This is a genomic window from Deinococcus sp. JMULE3 (assembly GCF_013337115.1).
Taxonomy (GTDB): Bacteria; Deinococcota; Deinococci; order Deinococcales; family Deinococcaceae; genus Deinococcus.
The window spans coordinates 1,359,902-1,377,894 of record NZ_SGWE01000004.1 but is presented as its reverse complement, the minus strand read 5'-3'; the positions used below and the strand labels follow the sequence as shown (position 1 = coordinate 1,377,894).

The 17,993-nt window shown below is 66.9% G+C and carries 18 protein-coding genes; 6 read left to right on the top strand and 12 right to left on the bottom strand.

Annotation, left to right across the window (positions count from 1 at the left end; all coding sequences use genetic code 11):
* Positions 1 to 31: 31 nt before the first annotated feature.
* Positions 32 to 535, bottom strand: coding sequence for a hypothetical protein (locus EXW95_RS09590; protein WP_160978002.1), 504 nt, complete (start codon positions 533 to 535; stop codon positions 32 to 34).
* A gap of 122 nt (positions 536 to 657) precedes the next feature.
* Entirely contained in the window at positions 658 to 1,893 is a 1,236-nt protein-coding gene (odhB, locus tag EXW95_RS09585) for a 2-oxoglutarate dehydrogenase complex dihydrolipoyllysine-residue succinyltransferase (protein WP_174367268.1), read from the bottom strand.
* 210 nt (positions 1,894 to 2,103) lie between these two features.
* Here odhB and EXW95_RS09580 point away from each other — a divergent pair, with 210 nt between their 5' ends.
* Entirely contained in the window at positions 2,104 to 2,838 is a 735-nt protein-coding gene (locus EXW95_RS09580) for a hypothetical protein (RefSeq protein ID WP_174367267.1), read from the top strand.
* A gap of 536 nt (positions 2,839 to 3,374) precedes the next feature.
* Here EXW95_RS09580 and EXW95_RS09575 read toward each other — a convergent pair.
* On the bottom strand, positions 3,375 to 6,221 hold the full coding sequence (locus EXW95_RS09575) for a 2-oxoglutarate dehydrogenase E1 component (protein ID WP_174367266.1): 2,847 nt from the start codon (positions 6,219 to 6,221) through the stop codon (positions 3,375 to 3,377).
* Between the two features lie 146 nt (positions 6,222 to 6,367).
* Here EXW95_RS09575 and EXW95_RS09570 point away from each other — a divergent pair, with 146 nt between their 5' ends.
* The 3 genes from EXW95_RS09570 (at position 6,368) to EXW95_RS09560 (ending at position 9,200) form a co-directional block, all read left to right on the top strand.
* On the top strand, positions 6,368 to 7,264 hold the full coding sequence (locus tag EXW95_RS09570) for an SMP-30/gluconolactonase/LRE family protein (protein WP_174367265.1): 897 nt from the start codon (positions 6,368 to 6,370) through the stop codon (positions 7,262 to 7,264).
* Positions 7,265 to 7,398: 134 nt separating this feature from the next.
* Positions 7,399 to 7,734, top strand: coding sequence for a hypothetical protein (locus EXW95_RS09565; protein ID WP_254605568.1), 336 nt, complete (start codon positions 7,399 to 7,401; stop codon positions 7,732 to 7,734).
* 44 nt (positions 7,735 to 7,778) lie between these two features.
* Entirely contained in the window at positions 7,779 to 9,200 is a 1,422-nt protein-coding gene (locus tag EXW95_RS09560; protein WP_174367264.1) for a serine hydrolase, read from the top strand.
* 70 nt (positions 9,201 to 9,270) lie between these two features.
* Here EXW95_RS09560 and EXW95_RS09555 read toward each other — a convergent pair whose 3' ends face one another.
* From EXW95_RS09555 to EXW95_RS09545, 3 genes are all read right to left on the bottom strand, one after another.
* Complete coding sequence (locus tag EXW95_RS09555) at positions 9,271 to 9,462, bottom strand: hypothetical protein (RefSeq protein WP_046843961.1); 192 nt, start codon at positions 9,460 to 9,462, stop codon at positions 9,271 to 9,273.
* 195 nt (positions 9,463 to 9,657) lie between these two features.
* The gene (locus EXW95_RS09550) at positions 9,658 to 10,185 is read right to left on the bottom strand and encodes a hypothetical protein (RefSeq protein ID WP_174367263.1); all 528 of its coding nucleotides are present in this window, start codon (positions 10,183 to 10,185) and stop codon (positions 9,658 to 9,660) included.
* A gap of 97 nt (positions 10,186 to 10,282) precedes the next feature.
* Entirely contained in the window at positions 10,283 to 10,483 is a 201-nt protein-coding gene (locus EXW95_RS09545) for a YwbE family protein (protein WP_174367262.1), read from the bottom strand.
* Positions 10,484 to 10,630: 147 nt separating this feature from the next.
* Between EXW95_RS09545 and EXW95_RS09540 the strand changes: the two genes are divergently transcribed.
* Positions 10,631 to 11,344: a hypothetical protein gene (locus EXW95_RS09540; protein ID WP_174367261.1), complete on the top strand. Its 714-nt coding sequence runs from the start codon at positions 10,631 to 10,633 to the stop codon at positions 11,342 to 11,344.
* A 485-nt stretch (positions 11,345 to 11,829) separates the two neighbouring features.
* On the opposite strand, the gene purF is transcribed toward EXW95_RS09540, so the two are convergent.
* Positions 11,830 to 13,248, bottom strand: a complete 1,419-nt coding sequence (gene purF, locus EXW95_RS09535; protein ID WP_174367260.1) for an amidophosphoribosyltransferase — start codon at positions 13,246 to 13,248, stop codon at positions 11,830 to 11,832.
* Positions 13,249 to 13,355: 107 nt separating this feature from the next.
* Here purF and EXW95_RS09530 point away from each other — a divergent pair, with 107 nt between their 5' ends.
* A complete protein-coding gene (locus EXW95_RS09530; protein ID WP_174367259.1) occupies positions 13,356 to 13,769 on the top strand; it encodes an endonuclease domain-containing protein in 414 nt (137 codons plus the stop codon).
* A 26-nt stretch (positions 13,770 to 13,795) separates the two neighbouring features.
* On the opposite strand, the gene purL is transcribed toward EXW95_RS09530, so the two are convergent.
* From purL to purS, 5 genes are read right to left on the bottom strand one after another with little or no spacing between them, the layout of a single operon-like run.
* Complete coding sequence (purL, locus tag EXW95_RS09525) at positions 13,796 to 16,024, bottom strand: phosphoribosylformylglycinamidine synthase subunit PurL (RefSeq protein ID WP_174367258.1); 2,229 nt, start codon at positions 16,022 to 16,024, stop codon at positions 13,796 to 13,798.
* Positions 16,021 to 16,542 carry a DinB family protein gene (locus tag EXW95_RS09520; RefSeq protein WP_174367257.1) on the bottom strand — a complete coding sequence of 174 codons (522 nt, stop codon included), beginning with the start codon at positions 16,540 to 16,542 and terminating at the stop codon, positions 16,021 to 16,023. The genes purL and EXW95_RS09520 overlap by 4 nt, the downstream gene beginning before the upstream one ends.
* A 1-nt stretch (position 16,543) precedes the next feature.
* Positions 16,544 to 17,029, bottom strand: coding sequence for a DinB family protein (locus tag EXW95_RS09515; protein WP_371809991.1), 486 nt, complete (start codon positions 17,027 to 17,029; stop codon positions 16,544 to 16,546).
* On the bottom strand, positions 17,026 to 17,697 hold the full coding sequence (purQ, locus tag EXW95_RS09510) for a phosphoribosylformylglycinamidine synthase subunit PurQ (protein WP_174367256.1): 672 nt from the start codon (positions 17,695 to 17,697) through the stop codon (positions 17,026 to 17,028). The genes EXW95_RS09515 and purQ overlap by 4 nt, the downstream gene beginning before the upstream one ends.
* Positions 17,694 to 17,957 (bottom strand): phosphoribosylformylglycinamidine synthase subunit PurS, encoded by a 264-nt coding sequence (purS, locus tag EXW95_RS09505; protein WP_119673141.1) that lies wholly within the window; start codon positions 17,955 to 17,957, stop codon positions 17,694 to 17,696. Before purS ends, purQ begins: the two co-directional genes overlap by 4 nt.
* Between the last annotated feature and the right edge of the window lie 36 nt (positions 17,958 to 17,993).

Here is a 17,993-nt window from a genome sequence, read left to right as displayed (position 1 = left end):
GTCGTGCCCCCGCCTCCTCTGCGCGTGGTCCTTACCGGCTGGGGGTCAGCGCGCGGCCCTGCGTGAGCCAGAGGTTCAGCGCGCACACGAGCAGCAGCGCCCCCAGCGGGAACGGCACGGCCCCCAGGTCCAGCTGGACGTTCACGCCACGCGTGAAGCTGCCCAGGCGACCCCGGACCTCGCCCGCGTAGTGGCGCAGGGTCACGTCCAGGCCGTCCGTGAAGCTGCCGTAGCGGCCCGTCACCTGGTCCGGCGTGAACTCCAGCCGCGCGTCCACGCCCTGCGTGAAGCCGCCCAGGCGGACCGTCATGACGCCCGCCGCGATGCCCGCCCGGACGTCATGCCCGCTCGTGACGCCGCCCACGCGGCCCACCAGTTCGCCGCCTTCCAGCCACACGCGCACATCGGTGCCGTCCGTGAAGCCCCCCACCCGCGCGCTGAGGCGTTCCCCGTCCCAGGTGGCGCTCAGGTTCACGCCGTCCGACACGCCACCGAACCGGCCCGTCAGGGCCTCCTGCTGTGCTACGCCCGTCATGCCGCCCAGCGTAGCGGACGCACTCTGGCAGAAGCCTCACTGGGGGGAGGGGTGAACAGTGAACAGTTGATGGTTGATAGAGGGGGCTTGCCCTTCCATCAACCATCAACTGTCAACGCTGCTTACAGTTCCAGCAGCATCCGCGCCGGGTCTTCCAGCAGGTTCTTGATCATCACGAGGAACTGCACGGCTTCCTTGCCGTCGATGATGCGGTGGTCGTAGCTCAGGGCGATGTACATCATGGGGGCGATCACGACCTGCCCGTTCTGCGCGATCGGGCGCTCGATGATGTTGTGCATGCCCAGGATGGCGCTCTGGGGGGCGTTGATGATCGGGGTGCTCATCATGCTGCCGAAAGTGCCGCCGTTCGTGATGCTGAACGTGCCACCGCTCATGTCCTCCAGCGTCAGCTTGCCCGCCTTGGCCTTCTGCGCGTACCCGCCGATGGCCTTCTCGATCCCGGCGAGGCTCATCTGGTCGGTGTCACGCAGGATCGGCACGACCAGACCACGGTCGGAAGCGACCGCGATGCCGATGTCGTAGAAGCCGTGGTAGATGATGTCCTTACCCTCGACGCTGGCGTTGATGACCGGGAAGGCCTTCAGCGCCTCGGTCGCGGCGCGCACGAACAGGCTCATGAAGCCCAGTTTCACGCCGTGCTTCGCCACGAACTGATCCTGGTACTTCTTGCGCAGGTCCATCGCGGGCTGCATGTTCACCTCGTTGAAGGTGGTCAGCAGGGCCGCGGTGTTCTGCACGTCCTTCAGGCGCTCGCTGATGCGCTGACGGATGCGGGTCATGGGCACGCGCTGCTCGGGACGCGCCCCGGCGGGAATCACGGCGGCAGGCGTCACAGGCTGGGCTGCCTGGGCGGGCGCGGCCTGCTGGCCCACCGCACCCAGCGCGTCGGCCTTCGTGATGTTGCCCTTCGGGCCGGTCGCGGGAATCTGCGCGGGGTTCAGGCCGTTCTCCACGACCACCTTGCGCACGGCGGGGGAGAGGTCGTCGCGGCGCGTCGCCTCGTTGCCCGCGCCACTGTCGGGCTGGGCAGCGGTGCCGCCCGCCGTGGCCTCGTTCGCGACCGGACCACTCACGGTCTCGGCGGCCGGAGCGGGCGCGCTGCCCGCGTCACCCACGACGCCCAGCACCTCCTCGCTGAGGACCGTGTCCCCCTCGTTCTTCGCAGTGCTGACCAGCACGCCGTCCTGCAGAGCGGTGACTTCCAGCACCACCTTGTCCGTCTCGATCTCGGCGAGGACCTCGCCGCGCTTCACGGCGTCGCCGGGTTTCTTATGCCATGCCAGCAGCGTACCCTCGCTCACCGACTCGGAAAAAACAGGAACTTTGATGTCCGCCATAACGCCCTCAGTTATACCCCCCCAGCGCTGTGACTGCGCCGGGGACGCCCGAACACAACACACATAAAGCCGGGGAGGGGTCCGCCCCCGCACCCGCCGGGTGACCTACGCCTCACTGCGCCAGTCTGCGCATCCCGTCCCGCGCGCGCCCGGATACGCTGGGATGGTCGCGCCTCCGGGCGCCGCACACCCTGCAAGGAGGGCCACGACATGCCCAGACTGAACCAGATCATCGCCGTGGAGAAGGGCGTCAAGAGCCGCTCGCTGTCGGAACTCACCGAGGCGCACCACCAGCTTCAGAAACCCACCCTGCTGGGCGGCATCGCCCGCACGTACCGTCCCCGCGACGAGGAAGGCGAGACGCTGCCGCCCGAATCGACCCGCGTGCAGGTCCGCGCCGAGGACATCCTGCGGCAGACGGCGGGCATCCTGACCGAGTTGTTCGACGTGACCGCCACGAAGGACTGGGCGAACTGCGAGGCGAAGGCGGACGTCGTGATCGGCGAGCGCGTGCTGCTGCGGCAGGTGCCGGTCAGTTACCTGCTGTTCCTGGAAAAGCAGCTGAACGACCTGAACACCTTCGTGCGTAAACTGCCCGTGCTGGACGCCAGCGAGAGCTGGACCTTCGATCCCGGCGCGGACGCGTACGCCACCGAGCCCGTGCAGACCCTGCGGACCCGCAAGGTGCCCCGCAACCACGTCAAGGCAGAGGCGACCGACAAGCACCCCGCGCAGGTCGAGGTCTATTACGAGGACGTCACGGTGGGCTACTGGCGGACCGTGAAGTTCAGCGGCGCGCTGCCCGCCCAGCGCATCCACGAGTTGCAGACCCGCGTGCAGAAACTGCAGCAGGCCGTGAAGTTCGCCCGCGAGGAAGCGAACGCCTACGAGGTCACGCCGCAGACCCCCGGCGAGAAGGTCTTCGCGTATCTCCTCGACAGCTGAAGCGTCACGGTCCACGCCGCGCCCCTGACCAACTGGGGCGCGGTTTCGCGTGGTCCGGCCCGGCGTACGCCGAAGCGCGCATGACACCGCGCCGCGCCGCCAGTACAGTGGGCGGTGGAGGACCAAGTTGAGGTTCACACTCAACCTGAACCGGGAAGCGACCGTCAGTGCAGGTTCAAGTCCTGCGCCCGCCACCACGCGGCGGGGTAGCCCAACTGGCAGAGGCAGGTGCGCCCCACTTCAAGCTCAGCGTTCCACTCCAGCCTGAGCATTCGCGGCCGAACGTCCAATCAAGCACCTTTCCTCCCCCAAACCGAGGCCACAGGTTCGAAACCTGTCCGCCCCTCCACCCGGGGCGGTAGCTCAGCCGGGAGAGCGCGGTTTCTTCAAGTTGAAGGGAAGGTTTAAACGTCGTGGACGTGCGCAACTGGGCCGCACACCTGAAGCGGGGGACCGGACATGTCCCTCGCTTCCTTCATGCACGGACGAAGCCGCGCCCCGACCACTGCGGGGGCGCGGCTTCAGGGACGGGCTGATCAGCCCTGCTGTTTGGCGGTCTCGGCGAGGTCCTTCTGCTCCTCGACGACCTCGCGGCTGACCTTCTCGCCCAGCGCGTCGGCGATGACCTTCGCCTGCTCCTTGGCGTGCACGCTGGCGTATCCGGCGGCGGTGCTGGCGCTGCGCGGACGGGTGGCGCCCTTGAGGGTCTGCCCCGGCGCCAGGACCTTCTCGAGGTCCTCCCAGATCATCAGCCACGCGCCCTGGTTCTCGGGTTCCTCCTGCGCCCAGACGACCTGCGCGCCGGGGTGCTTCGCGAGTTCGGCGGCGAGGGCCTCGGCGGGGAAGGGGTACAGCTGCTCCAGGCGGATCAGCGCGGTCCCGGCGTAGCCGTCCTTGTCGGCGTCGCGGGCGTCCACGAGTTCCCAGTGGAGTTTGCCGCTGCTGATGACGACGCGGCGGGCGCCCGTGACCTCGGGGTCACCGATGACCTCGTGGAACCGGCCCTCGGCGAGGTCGGTCAGGGGGCTCATGGCGGCCTTGTTGCGCAGCAGGCTCTTGGGCGTCATGACGATCAGCGGCTTGCGGTAGGGGCGCAGCACCTGACGGCGCAGCAGGTGGAAGATCTGCGCGGCGCTTGAAGGCACCACGACCTGCATGTTCTTCTGCGCGCACAGCTGCAGGTAGCGTTCCAGGCGGGCGCTGGAGTGCTCGGGGCCCGCGCCCTCGTATCCGTGGGGGAGGAGCAGGGTCAGACCGCTCAGGCGCTGCCACTTGCTCTCACCGGCGCTCAGGAACTGGTCGATGACGGCCTGCGCGCCGTTGGCGAAGTCGCCGAACTGCGCTTCCCAGGCGATCAGGGCCTTGGGTTCGCTCGTGGAGTACCCGTACTCGAAGGCCATGACGGCCTCCTCGGACAGGGTGGAGTCGATGACTTCCACGCGACCCTGATCCGCGCTGAGGTGCGCCAGCGCCATGTACTCCTCGTTCAGGGGGTCCTGCGCGTTCTGGTCGTGCAGCACGGCGTGACGGTGCACGAAGGTGCCGCGCCCGGAGTCCTGACCGACCAGGCGCACGCCGAAGCCCTCTTCCAGCAGCGTGGCGTACGCGAGCATCTCGCCCATGCCCCAGTCGAGGGGCTGCTCGCCCCTGGCCATGGCCTGACGGGGCTTGATGACGGTGCGTTCGATGGTGCGGTGCACCTTGAAGTCGCCCGGCACCTCGGTGAGCTGCAGGCCCAGCGCGGTGAGTTTCTCCTGCGGGACGGCGGTGCTGACCTCGTCGCGCCAGTGGGTGCCGGTGTACTCGCTCCAGTCGACCGCCAGCTTGCTCTGCGCGGCGTTCTCCATCTCCTCGACGACCGATTCCCCGGCGTCGAGCTGATCCCGGAAGCGGTTGACGAGCGCGTCGCCCTCACCGGCGGCCAGGACACCCTCGGCCTCCAGCCGCTTCGCGTACAGCGCGCGGGTGCCCGGGTGCTGGTCGATCTCGCGGTACATGATCGGCTGGGTCATGCGCGGCTCGTCGCCCTCGTTGTGGCCGTTGCGGCGGAAGCAGATCAGGTCGATGAACACGTCCTTGCCGAACTCCTGCCGGTACGCCAGCGCCAGATCCCCGCAGAACGCCACCGCCTCGGGATCGTCGCCGTTCACGTGCAGCACGGGCGCGTTCGCGATCTTCGCGACGTCCGTGCAGTAACGGCTGCTGCGGGTGTCGCGCGGGTCGCTGATCGTGAAGCCCACCTGGTTGTTGATCACGATGCGCACCGCCCCACCGGTCGCGAAGCCACGCAGGCGCGACAGGTTCAGGGTCTCCATGACCACGCCCTGCCCGCTCACGGCGGCGTCACCGTGCACGGTGATGGGCAGCACGCTGCGCCGGGTCTCGTCCCCGCGGCGGTCCTGGCGGGCGCGGACGCTGCCGTGCACGACGGGCGACACGATTTCCAGGTGGCTGGGGTTGAACGCCAGCGCCAGGTGCATGGGGCCGCCGGGCGTGCGCACGTCACTGGAGTAGCCCATGTGGTACTTCACGTCCCCGGCCACGTCCGGGTTGTCGCTGAGTTTCTTCTTCCCGTCGAACTCGTCGAACAGCACGCTGCTGGGCTTCCCGAAGATGTTCACCAGGGTGTTCAGGCGGCCACGGTGGGCCATGCCCAGCACGACCTCCTTCACGCCCGCCGCCCCGGCCTGCTGGATGATGCGGTCCAGCAGCGGAATGAAGGACTCGCCGCCCTCCAGACCGAAACGCTTCACGCCCGGGTACTTGTTCTTCAGGTACAGTTCCAGGCCCTCGGCGGCGTTCAGTTTGCTCATCAGTCGGCGGCGCTCGTCGCGGCTGAACACGCCCCGGCCCCGGTTGGCCTCCACCCGCTCCTGGAACCACGCGCGCTCATTGGCCGGCAGGTAGTTGAACTCGAAGCCGATCGGGCCGCAGTACGTGTCGTGCAGCTGCGCGATCACGTCCCGCAGCGGCCCGCTGAACGGCCCGTCCTGCACCTGCTCGTTCAGGTCCGCGGCGGACAGGCCGTAGTACTCGGGCGTCAGCTCGGGCACCACGGGCAGGCCGCGCATCTTCAGGGGGTTGGTGTGCGCGCTGATGTGCCCGTACACCCGGAACGCCGTGATCAGCGCGCCCGCCGCCTGCTGCGCGCCGCTCACGCCCTGCGGCGCGGGTACCACGGCCCCGCCGCGGCGCTGCGTGCCCAGCTGGTAGAACGCCTGCTGGATGGCCGAGTGCGGCGTCTCGTGCGCGCCGCCGCGCAACTCGTCGAAGTAGGTCCGCCACTGCGGATCGACACTCTGGGGGTCCGCCAGGTACGCCTCGTACAGGCCCTCGATGAAGGCCGCGTTCCCGCCGGACATGATCGTCTGCGACTGCGTCATAACGCCTCAGCATACCGCCCCCCGCGCGGCGCATTGGCACCCGCACCCACCGGAATTTGTCCCCGCGTGCGTAACCACCCCCCAGCATGGACACCCGTTCACACGACCCCCACCCGGCCCGGCGCGGAACGCGCCACCATGAACGCATGACCACCGACCCGCACGCGGCCTTCCAGGCGGCCCACCCGGACTTCCACTCCCTGTTCCCGGACGGCGCCGCGCCCGAACAGCTCGGCAGCGGGCACACCTGGACCGAGGGACCCACCTACGTCCCCGCCCGGCAGCGCATGATCTACAGCGACGTGCGGCAGAACCGCACCTGGGCATACACCGACGCCGGACAGCTGCTGGAGGAACTGAACCCCAGCGACTACCAGAACGGCCACACCCTGGACGCCCAGGGCCGCCTGATCGCCTGCTCGCACGGCCAGCGGGCGCTGCTGCGCCAGGAACACGACGGCAGCTGGACCACCCTGGCCGACCGCTTCGAGGGAGCCCGCTTCAACTCCCCGAACGACGTCGTGCAGCACCCCGACGGCAGCCTGTGGTTCACCGACCCCACCTACGGCCTGGACAAACCCGAGGAGGGCGGACGCGGCGAACCCATGGAGATCCCCGGCCGCTGGGTATTCCGCCTGGCCCCCGACGGCACCCTGAGCGCCCCCATCCGCGACCGGCACAAACCCAACGGACTGGCCTTCGCCAGTGCGGACACGCTGCTGCTGGCCGACACGGGCGAGAACCCCGGCACGTACCGCTACCACGTCACCCCCCAGGGCGAGGCGACCCTGGATGGGCTGCACTTCACGGTCAGCCCCGGCAAGACCGACGGCCTGCGCCTGGACGAGGCGGGCCGCATCTGGAGCAGCGCCGCCGACGGCGTGCACGTCCTCACCCCGGACGGACAGCCGCTGGGCCGCATCCTGTTCCCCGAGACGGTCAGCAACGTCGCCTTCGGCGGCCCCGACGGAAAGACCCTGTTCGTCACCGCCAGCAGCGGCTTCTGGCGCGTCCCCACCACCACCCGCACCCTGACCCTGTAACACGGACAGCGAGGGCGGGGAGGAATCCCCTCATCCCCCTCTGAACCGGGCAGGGCGAGACGCGGCCGACACCAGCGGTTGGCCGTGAAGGCCAGGGGCGCGCTGTCGGCCCCCGGGTGAAACTGGAGGCCGCTGTGAGCCTGGAGGGCCCCACCTGCGGCGCGCCCCACCCCCGGCAGGGTGAGGAGGGACGCGCCGCGCACCGCATACACTGGGTCATGCAGATCCTGTCGCGCCTGATCGTCACGTTCGGCATCATCATCCTGATCGCCGCCGCGCTGCTGCTCGGCAAGGACGTCATCGACATCAACCAGCTGCACGCCGTCGCGTACGCCAACAAGAGCAACGAGGGCCCCAGCCCCGTGAACAACGTCATGATCACCGCCGGACTCGCCGCGCTGGGCGGCCTGCTCACCGGGCTGGGCATGACCCTCCCCGCCCGCCGCCCCCGCGTCCGCACCCCTCACTGACCTGGACCCCACCACCGGGCGGGCGCGTGCCATCATGCCCCCCCATGCCCACGCTGCCCCCCGGCCCGGCCCGCCGCCTGACCCCCCTGGCCCTGACCGTTCCGCTGCTGCTGGGCGGCGCCCACGCTGCCCCCGCCGTGCAGGGCGCGTGGCACGGCCCGTTCTACCGCCTGACCCTGACCGGCCTGAGCGCCCGCGACGGCACGATCCGCTGGGCGCCCGGCGGGACCGGCGCGGACCTGAAGTTCAGCGCGGCGCTGCCCACCCTGACCCGCACGGTGCCCACCGCGCAGGACCAGATCCAGATCCGCGTGCAGGGCAAAGACATCCAGATCCGCAGCGCGCAGGGCCGCCCGCTGCGCGTGAACCTGACGCCCGTCCGCGCGGGCGTCGAGGGACCCGCCCCGTTCATCGCCTTGGACGTGTACCCCGAGGAAGCCTGGACGACGTACGAACCCGTCCCCGTCACGCCCTGCCGCGCCACCGCGCCCGTGCCGGAACTGCCGTACCAGCCGCCCGCCTTCGCCAGCGGCCCGGTCGGGTTCTACCTCGCGCAGATCGACCCGCACACCGGCACGCCCCTGCGCGTCATCGCCAACGACCCGGATAGCCTGTACCCGCTGGCGAGCACCTTCAAACAGATCGTCCTGTGGGGCACCCTGCGCGACGTAACGGCCGGACGCCTGACCCTGAACACCCGCCTGAGCGTCACCGAAGCCAACCGCAGCATCGAGGCGTACCAGCCGGGCACGCGCACCGTGCAGAACCTCGCCACGCAGGCCATCGTGCAGAGCGAGAACACCGCCAGCGACGTCCTGCATCTCCGCTACGGCACCGACCGCCTCCAGACCCTCGTCACCGCGCAGGGCGCGTGCCACACCCGCGTGAACACCACCACCAAGGCGTGGTGGGCCGCGCAGGCCGGACTCCTCCAGGGGCTCTATGGCCCCGACGTGAACACCGGCGCGCAACAGACCTTCACCCTCCCACCCGCCCAGGAAGCCCAGATCCGCGCCCGCGCCGTGCAACAGGCGCAGACCCTGAACGTCGACCGCGTCCTCGACCACCTCGACCGCGCGTTCTTCAACCCCACCTACCACCCCCAGACCGAGGTGTACCTGCAAAACCGCAGCACCCCACGCGAATGGGCCACGTTGCTCACCCGCATGTACCTCGACCCCAGCCTCAATGCCACCAACCGAGCGTTCCTGCGGGACACCCTCGCCAAAGGATGCTGCCGCACCAAGGACCCCGCAGTCGCCTACTGGGGCAGCAAGGCAGGCAGCGGCTGGCGGAACGTCACCATGAGCGGCCTGCTCAGCCTGACCGGCGGGCAGACCTTCGCGTACGCCTACTTCAACCCCGGCTCGGACGTCATGGACAGCCTGCTGATCGAAAAGCAACTGCCGGACATCGCCCGGTACGTCCTGGAGAACGCCAAGCGGCTCGCGCGCGACGCCCCCTGAACGAACACCCCCGGACGGCGCGCCCACCTCAGGGCACCCCCGTCCGGGGCCTACAGGTACACCGGCGGGACTACTCGGTCAGGCTGCGGTTCAGGCGGGCCTTATCCTCGGCGATCTTGCCCAGGATGAAGAACGTCGGCGCCCAGTGACCCACGAACAGACCGTCACGTTCCTTGTCGGAGGACTCGTTCTGAAAGTACTGCGTGGCGCTGATCAGAATGGAAGCGAACCCGGCCAGATACAGGATGTTATGCAGTTTCATGACGGACCTCTCCTCCCGGCCGCGCGGAGCGGACCGGCACACGGGGGGCACGCAGCCCCGGTTCCTGAGGCCCCGCCGCGCGCGGAAGGGCCTGCCCTGTGGACCCCCTCAGAGAACCGCAGCGGGCGCCCCGGGACGGTACCCGACCGCACCCTGTGAGACCACCCTGAAGACCACCTGAACACGCACCCCCGCTCACGCCCCGCAGCGGGCGAAGCGACCCAGCGCCGCGCGGCCTTCCGGCGTGCCGCCCGGCACCTCCGCGCCCGCCAGGGAGATGAACGACCACCCGCCCCGCGCGCCATGCTCCACCACCAGGTAGTGCGTCCCGGCGCCCAGCGTGCGCGTCAGCGTCGGCCCGCGCCACCCCACCACGCCATGCCCCGAGTACGCCGAGTACGGCCCGGACACCCCCGCCGCGCCCCAGCCGTCCGGCACGAAGTCCGGCTGTCCCGAACCCACGGGCACGCCCGGCCCCACCAGCCACAGGCGAGGGCGATAAGCCGCATCACACGCCGAACTGACGAACACCGCCACGTCCAGCCGGAAGCCCGCCCCGGTCGATAGGGCGTACCAGTCGCGGCCCCCCGCGCGGCCCTGCACGGTGATGACCTTCGACACGGTCGGCTGCGGCACCCGGAACGCCGTTTCCAGTGTGCCACTGCCCGGATTGAACAACGGCTGATGCGCCCCCGCCCCCGCGCAGAAAAGGGAGGCAGCCAAGATTGCGCTGCGCAAAACCCGCAGATTTGCCATGATCGCAGTGTGCAGAACAATAGGGATGTTTTCCGTAGGCGAAGGCGCAACCGGGAGGCGAGACCTACTCGCTCGGCGTGATCACGGCCTGCACGCGCCCGACCTGCCCGCTCGTCAGGCGCACCTTGATCCCGTGCGGATGCGACGGCGAGCGCGTCAGCAGCGCCGCCACCACGCCTTGTGTCAGTCGTCCGGTCGGCTGATCCTGCTTCTGAACGATATCTACGACCGCGCCGGGTTGAATCTGCGTACGAATAGGGGGCATCATTGGATTTTAGATGATGTTTCCACACTAGAAGTAGGGGGGACATCAAGTCGTTTGACGGCTTAATGTATGCGATCTTGCGTGATATAAGTTGAGAAATTTATATCTTATACGAGTTGAAAAACGACTGTATCTGAGGGGTAAAATATGGAAGAAGTATTTAAGGTGATTATGCTGGAATTTTCAGGAAGGCCGATATTTGTGCTTATTCCTATTGTAGCATTTTTTGGCCTTGATTATTTGAGAAGATTGAAAAAATATTATTATACTCCAGTATATTTCCCTTTTGTTTTCGAAAGTATAAATCCAATTATCGCTCGATATTATGGAAGCAATATTATGCAGTACGATGGCGTAGCTGAAGATGATGAGGTGGCTAAAATATCAAAAAATCTTAAAACCAATGCCGCTGTTTCATTTTTAATTTCATCTGTGTTGCTTCCGCTTTTTGTCGGCTGGATTAGTTGTGTGATTGTCTCCAGACAAGAATTTATTCTCGCTGCAGCTTTAATTATCTTAATAAGATTTGAACAGATATCGAGGTCAATTATTGATTATGATGTTTATTCTGTGGGATTTAAGAATAGAAAGCTTATTGTTTCAACTATATCATTTTTTTGCCTATTAATTTCCAGCTTTCTGTTATTTAAGGGATATTTTGATAGTATGCAATTTGTCAGAACAGGTGACTGGTGGGGATATTTTAAATCGTTTTTTGAAGTTGCAATACTGAATATTGCTGTTCAGGGAGTTATGATAGGACTCTTGGTTTCCGTGTTATCACCAATAGTCTTGGATGACAAAATTAGAAGGGGTCGTAAAATTGAGATTCTCGAATTATCTGACGCTGACACTGAATAAAATTCCGCAAAGTTACTATGATAGATTAAATGAAAATTCACAAGTCGCCGTTGCTATTGTTCTTGTTGAATCATGGCTAAGGCCAGCGCATTTAAGATATGTAGAATACCTCGGTATATCACTGGGATTCAATCTTACTGTCGGAATGTGTCAAGCGCGGTATAAAACATACTGGTTAGATGAAACTAATCGGAATGGTCTATTAAAATCTATATTAAGAATGGAAAACGTGCTTTTGAACATCGATAAAGTAGAGAGTATACTGTTTAATGGGGATAATGGGCGCAGATCTTTGGAAGAAATTGTGGAGTTCTATACAGGCTCAAAAAACGATTACTATTTGATTATGCTACAAACTTCGATCAATGAAATAGAGTCAAGAAGAAGCGGTATGAAATTTTTTAAATGAAGTGGTCTTATATTTAGAATAGTAATTTAAAAAGCATCGGCCTCCACGCGAGGCCGATGCTTCGTTCTGGCTGGGTTCAGACTTCCAGCGCCAGCTTGTCCACGTCATTTAACAGGGGGGTGCCTGCCGGGTACTCCCCGTTGAAGCATGCTAAGCACAGGCCGGGGCCGCCGACGGCTTCGCGGATGCCATGCTCACTGATGAACGTCAGGGTGTCCGCCCCGATCAGGTCGCGGATCTCCTCGATGCTGTGCGTACTGGCGACCAGTTCCTTGCGGGCGGCGGTGTCGATGCCGTAGAAGCACGGGTGCTTGATGGGTGGGCTGCTGACGCGGAAGTGGACCTCGGTCGCGCCTGCTTCGCGCAGGAGGTTCACGATCTGGCGGCTGGTGGTGCCGCGCACGATGCTGTCGTCCACGAGGACGACGCGTTTGCCGCGCACGGCGCTGGTGGGGCTGAGTTTCATCTTGACTTTCAACTCGCGCGCTTCCTGCGTCGGGGCGATGAAGGTGCGGCCCGCGTATGGGTTCTTGTACAGGCCGTAATCGAACGGGATGCCGCTCTCGCGGGCGTAGCCGATGGCGGCGCCGATGCCGCTGTCCGGGACGGGCACGACGATGTCGGCGTCCACGGGGTGTTCCTTCGCGAGCTGGTGGCCCATGCGGATGCGGCTTTCGTGGGCGTCCGCGCCGTCCAGCTGGCTGTCGCTGCGCGCGAAGTAGATCCACTCGAACGCGCACGGCGTGGGCTGGCGGGGGGCGACCATCAGCGAGTGCAGGCCCGTGCGGTCGATCCAGACGAGTTCGCCGGGTTGCACGTCACGGATCAGGCGCGCACCGACGGCGTACAGCGCGCACGGCTCGCTGGCAATCACGTACGCGTGGTCGTCCCGCTGCCCGATCACCAGCGGGCGCACGCCGTTCGGGTCGCGGAAGCCCAGCAGTTGCGTGCGGCTCATCAGCACGCACGCGAAGCCCCCCTTCAGGCGTTTCATGGCGGCGGCGGTCGCCTCGATCAGGTCCATGTGACTCTCGCGGGCGATCAGGTTCAGCATGACCTCGCTGTCGTTCGTCGTCTGGAACAGCGCCCCCTGCATCAGCATGTCGTTGCGGACCTCGCGGGCGTTCACGAAGTTCCCGTTGTGCGCCAGGCCCAGGATGCCCTTGTTCGTCCGGGTCGTCAGCGGCTGCGCGTTGAACCGCAGGTTGCTTCCGGTCGTGCTGTACCGGACGTGCCCGATACTCACCCGCGCGTTCGCCAGCCGCACGCTGTCCAGGCGCCGCTCGTCGAACACCTGCGTCACCAGCCCCAGGTCCTTCTCCACGTGGAACTTCTCCCCGTCCGACACGCACATCCCCGCCGCCTCCTGCCCACGGTGCTGCAGGGCGAACAGGCCCAGGTACGTGAACCACGCGAGGTCCTGCGGCTCCGGCGAGAACATGCCAAACACACCGCATTCGTCCTGCGGCTTATCAAGAATCGGATCAAAGATCATGCGAGGCTCCAGAGGAACGGGAGGTGCGGGAACGCCGGTCTGGTCGCCCCCTCACCCCCGGCCCCTCTCCCACGCGGGGAGAGGGGAGAGGGGCGGTACAGTTCGGTATGACGGTGCGTGCGGTGAGGCGCGGGACGTTGCGGGCGCGGCAGTTGCGGCGCGATCAGACGCCCGAGGAGCGGGTGGTGTGGCGTGAACTGCGGGCGGGGCGGCTGGGCCTGAAGTTCAGGCGGCAGTGGCCGGTGGGTGGGTACGTGGTGGACTTCGTGTGTATCGAGGCGCGTCTGATCGTGGAACTCGATGGTGGACAGCACGCCGAGGAGGACGCTCGCGCGTACGACGCGGCCCGCACGGGGGTGCTGGAGGCGGGTGGGTTCACGGTGCTGCGCTTCTGGAACAACGAGGTCAGGCAGAACCTGCCGGGCGTCCTGGAGAGTATTCACCGTCACTGCCGCCAGCGGGGTGTGCTCCCCTCTCCCCCCGTGGGAGAGGGGCCGGGGGTGAGGGGGCGTCCAGACTGACGTCCCCGCCCACCGCCCGCGTGCGGTCATCCCAGGATCTCCGCGAGGGGGGTGGTGTGGGCGTGGGTGAGGGCGCTGAGGGTCACGCTCAAGTGTATGTGGTGGGTGGGGAGGGCAATGGTGACGGTGTCGCCGCCGGTGGTGCCGAGGCGGGTGAAGGGGACGCCCTGGGCCTTGAGGGCCGCTTCGGTGCCGGTGTCGTCGGGGGTGGCGATGAGGATGCGGGCGTGCGCTTCGCCGTACAGGAGGGCGTCGGGGCGGGTGGTGGTGGGCGCGTCGAGGGTGACGGTCAGGCCGGTGTTCCCGGCGATGGCCATTTCACTCAGGGCGACGGCGAGGCCGCCTTCGGCGCAGTCGTGCGCGGTGTCGGTCAGGCCCGCGCGGATCAGATGCAGCGTGGCGTCGATGACGGCCTGTTCGCGGGTCAGGTCCAGGGTGGGGACGTGTCCGGCTTCGAGGCCGTGGACGGTTTCGAGGTACTGGCTCGCGCCGATGCTGTCGGCGTGCTCGCCGATCAGGTACAGGGTGTGCCCGGCGCCCTTGAGGTCCAGGGTGGCGCGTTTGGTCACGTCGGGCAGGACGCCGACCATGCCGATGGTGGGGGTGGGGTGGATGGCGACGCGTTCGTCCCCTTCGGTGTACTGGTTGTACAGGCTGACGTTGCCGCCCGTGACGGGGGTGTTCAGGGCGCGGCAGGCGTCGGCGATGCCGTGCACGGCGCGTTCCAGCTGGTAGTACACCTCGGGCCGGTGGGGGTTCCCGAAGTTGAGGTTGTCCGTGATCGCCAGCGGGGTGGCACCCACGCAGGCGAGGTTGCGGGCGGCCTCGGCGACGGCGGCGGCGGCCCCGGTGTACGGGTCGAGGTACACGAAGCGCGGGTTGCAGTCGCTGGTCGCGGCGACGCCCATGGGGCTGCCCTTGACGCGCATGACGGCGGCGTCGGCGGCGCCGGGCACGACGACGGTGTTCGTCATGACCTGATGGTCGAACCGCTGGTAGATGGGGCGCTTGCTGGCAATCGTCGGGTGACTCAGCAGGTCGGTGAGGACCGCGCCGAGGTCGCCGGGGACGGGCACGCCGCTCAGGTCACGTTCGCGCTTGGCTTTGATCTCGTCGGATTCGATGCCCTCGCGGGTGTATTTGGGCGCCTCGTTCAGCAGGTCCACGGGAAGGTCGCAGACGACCTCGCCGCGCCACGTCAGGCGGTAGTTCGTGTGCTCCTCCACCTGGCCGATGGTCACGACATCCAGTTCCCACTTGGCGAGCAGGTCCAGCAGGTCCTGCTCCTTGCCGGGGACGGGCACGAGGATCATGCGCTCCTGCGACTCGCTCAGGCACAGTTCCATGGGCACCATGCCGTCCTCGCGGGTGGGGACCAGATCCAGGTCCATGGTGATGCCCAGCCCGGCGCGGTACGCCATCTCGCAGGTGCTGCTCACCAGTCCGGCCGCGCCCATGTCCTGCACGCCCGCCACGACGCCCGCCTGGATGGCCTCCAGCGTCGCCTCCAGCAGCAGTTTCTCCATGAACGGGTCGCCCACCTGCACCGCCGGGCGGTCCGCCTGACTGGCATTGCTGAGGTCGGCGGACGCGAACACCGCGCCACCCAGCCCGTCCCGGCCGGTCTTGGACCCGACGTACACGATGGTGTTCCCGACCTCGCCCATCGTCCCCTTCGCCAGATCCTCGTGGCGCAGCAGGCCCAGCGCCATCACGTTCACCAGCGGGTTCTCCTGGTAACTGGGGTGGAAGGTCACCTCGCCGCCCACCGTCGGCACGCCGATCGCGTTGCCGTAGTGCGCGATGCCCTCGACCACGCCGTTCAGCAGGAAGCGCGTGCGGGGGCTGTCCGGGTTCCCGAATCGCAGGGAGTCCAGCACCGCGAACGGACGGGCGCCCATCGCGAAGATGTCGCGCAGGATGCCGCCCACGCCCGTCGCCGCGCCCTGCACCGGCTCCACCGCCGACGGGTGGTTGTGGCTTTCCATCTTGAACGCCACGCCCCACCCGTCCCCGATATCCACCACGCCCGCGTTCTCACCGGGACCCTGCAGCACCTGCGGCCCCGTCGTGGGGAAGTGACGGAACAGCGGACGGCTGTTCTTGTACCCACAGTGCTCGCTCCACATGGCCCCCACGATGGCGGCCTCCAGTGCATTCGGCTCCCGGCCGATACGCGAGACGAGCAGGTCGAATTCTTCGGTGGACAGGCCAAACGTGCCCGCACGGTCGCGGAGGGTGGCGGCTTGCGTCATTGAAGCTCCTTGGTGACCAGGGCGATCTGGCCCCGGTGGTAGGCGGTGTGGCGAAGGTGGTACGTGACACTGCCGGTCACATCCCGCCGTTTGTGAAACATCTGGAACGTCGCGTCCGGATCGAACCGCCCGGCTGGGGCGGCCCGCAGGTCCCGCCGCGCCGCGTTGAACACGCCACTCACGGCGGCGCGGATCAGGGCGGGCGCGTCGGTCTCCTCGGCCAGGGTCGGGCCGTGCGCGGCGCGTGCCCAGTCGGTGTCCTCGAAGCCCAGGTACCCGAAGGTGTGGGCCGGGTCAGGGCCGGTCAGGCCGGGCTGGATGGTGGCCCGCGTCCAGTCCATGACGTGCAGCGCATGCCACGCGACCCGGTGCCCGACGCGCGGCGCCTGGCCGAACAGGGCGTCCGGGCAGGCGTGCAGCGCCGCCTCGAACGCCGTGAACTCGGCGTCGAGCAGCTGCACGATCAGGGACTGCGTGGACAGGGGCTGTGTCATCAGGGGCTGGCGCGGATCGGTCATGTCAGGCCTTCAGCAGGAGGTTCAGCTGGCCGCGGTGGTAGCCGATGTGGCGCAGCTGCATGCCGAGGGCGAGGCGGCGGGGGCGGGTGCCGCTGGGGGTGGCGGCGCTGAAGACCTCGCCGTCCAGGGCGCTGTCGTCGGCCTGTTCCAGCCACGCGACGACCTGCGCGCCGGTCTCAATCAGCGCGGCCAGGATCTGTTCGCGCGGGTCGCTCTCGCGGACGGGGGCAGGCTGGGTGCCGAGGGCCTGCACGCGGGCGTTGTCCTCCCACCCCAGGTGGTGGTAGGTCGGCGTGCGGTCGTCCAGCACCATCAGGCGCAGCCACTCGGCGATGTGCAGCGCGTGCCACGCGGGGCTGTGGCCCAGGCGGGGCGTGTGGAAGGCGTCGCCCGGCGTCTGCTCCAGCGCGGCGCGGAACATCTCCAGTTCGCTGCGGAACTGCTCGGCCAGGTAGGCCGTCACGGCGCCGGGCGACGGGGGGGTCACCGGGACACCAGCGCGCCCTTCAGGCTGTCGAACAGACCCCGCCCGTCCTCGCTGCCCAGCAGGGCCTCCACGGCCCGCTCGGGGTGGGGCATCATGCCGAGCACGTTTCCGCGCGCGCTGACGATCCCGGCGATGTCGTTCAGGCTGCCGTTCGGGTTGTCGGTGTACCGGAACACGACCTGCCCCTCACCTTCCAGCCGCGCGACCGTCTCGGGGTCGGCGTAGTAGTTGCCCTCGCCGTGCGCGATGGGCACCTCGATGACCTGCCCCTTCGTGTACGCGCCGGTAAACGCGGTGCTGGTGTTCTCGACGCGCAGGTGCACGGGGCGGCACAGGAAGTGCAGGTCCCGGTTGCGGCTCAGGGCGCCGGGTAGCAGGCCGGACTCGGTCAGCACCTGGAAGCCGTTGCAGACGCCCAGCACGAACCCGCCGCGTTCGGCGTGCGCCTTGACGGCCTGCATGATCGGGCTGCGCGCGGCAATCGCGCCGCTGCGCAGGTGATCGCCGTAACTGAACCCGCCGGGCAGGAACACCAGCTCCGTGCCCTGCGGGAGTCCGGCCTCGGTGTGCCACACGAACTGCGCGTCCTGATCAAGGAGCAGCTGCGCGGCGTGCAGCGCGTCGCCGTCGCAGTTGCTGCCGGGAAACTGGATGACGGCCGTCTTCACGCCCCGACCAGCTCCTCACTCAGCTCCCAGCGGGCGTCCTCCATCACGGGGTTGCTCAGCACGTTCTCGGTGATGTCCTTCAGCTGCGCCTCCACCTCCGCGCGGCTGCCCGAGAGGGTCAGTTCAATGTACTTCCCGACGCGCACCCCACCCACGTTCCCGTGATCCAGGTGAGACAGCGCCCGCTCCACGGTGCGGCCCTGCGGGTCGAGAATGCTGGGCTTCAGGGTCACGAACACTTTCGCTTTAAAGGTGGACATGGTGGGGCTCCTTCGGAGGGCAGATGGTTGATGGTT

Coding starts and splice junctions, on each gene's coding strand:
- EXW95_RS09590 (WP_160978002.1), bottom strand. CDS start 535: ATGACGGGCGTAGCACAGCAGGAGGCCCTGACGGGCCGGTTCGGTGGC.
- odhB (WP_174367268.1), bottom strand. CDS start 1,893: ATGGCGGACATCAAAGTTCCTGTTTTTTCCGAGTCGGTGAGCGAGGGT.
- EXW95_RS09580 (WP_174367267.1), top strand. CDS start 2,104: ATGCCCAGACTGAACCAGATCATCGCCGTGGAGAAGGGCGTCAAGAGC.
- EXW95_RS09575 (WP_174367266.1), bottom strand. CDS start 6,221: ATGACGCAGTCGCAGACGATCATGTCCGGCGGGAACGCGGCCTTCATC.
- EXW95_RS09570 (WP_174367265.1), top strand. CDS start 6,368: ATGACCACCGACCCGCACGCGGCCTTCCAGGCGGCCCACCCGGACTTC.
- EXW95_RS09560 (WP_174367264.1), top strand. CDS start 7,779: ATGCCCACGCTGCCCCCCGGCCCGGCCCGCCGCCTGACCCCCCTGGCC.
- EXW95_RS09555 (WP_046843961.1), bottom strand. CDS start 9,462: ATGAAACTGCATAACATCCTGTATCTGGCCGGGTTCGCTTCCATTCTG.
- EXW95_RS09545 (WP_174367262.1), bottom strand. CDS start 10,483: ATGCCCCCTATTCGTACGCAGATTCAACCCGGCGCGGTCGTAGATATC.
- EXW95_RS09540 (WP_174367261.1), top strand. CDS start 10,631: ATGGAAGAAGTATTTAAGGTGATTATGCTGGAATTTTCAGGAAGGCCG.
- purF (WP_174367260.1), bottom strand. CDS start 13,248: ATGATCTTTGATCCGATTCTTGATAAGCCGCAGGACGAATGCGGTGTG.
- EXW95_RS09530 (WP_174367259.1), top strand. CDS start 13,356: ATGACGGTGCGTGCGGTGAGGCGCGGGACGTTGCGGGCGCGGCAGTTG.
- purL (WP_174367258.1), bottom strand. CDS start 16,024: ATGACGCAAGCCGCCACCCTCCGCGACCGTGCGGGCACGTTTGGCCTG.
- EXW95_RS09520 (WP_174367257.1), bottom strand. CDS start 16,542: ATGACCGATCCGCGCCAGCCCCTGATGACACAGCCCCTGTCCACGCAG.
- purS (WP_119673141.1), bottom strand. CDS start 17,957: ATGTCCACCTTTAAAGCGAAAGTGTTCGTGACCCTGAAGCCCAGCATT.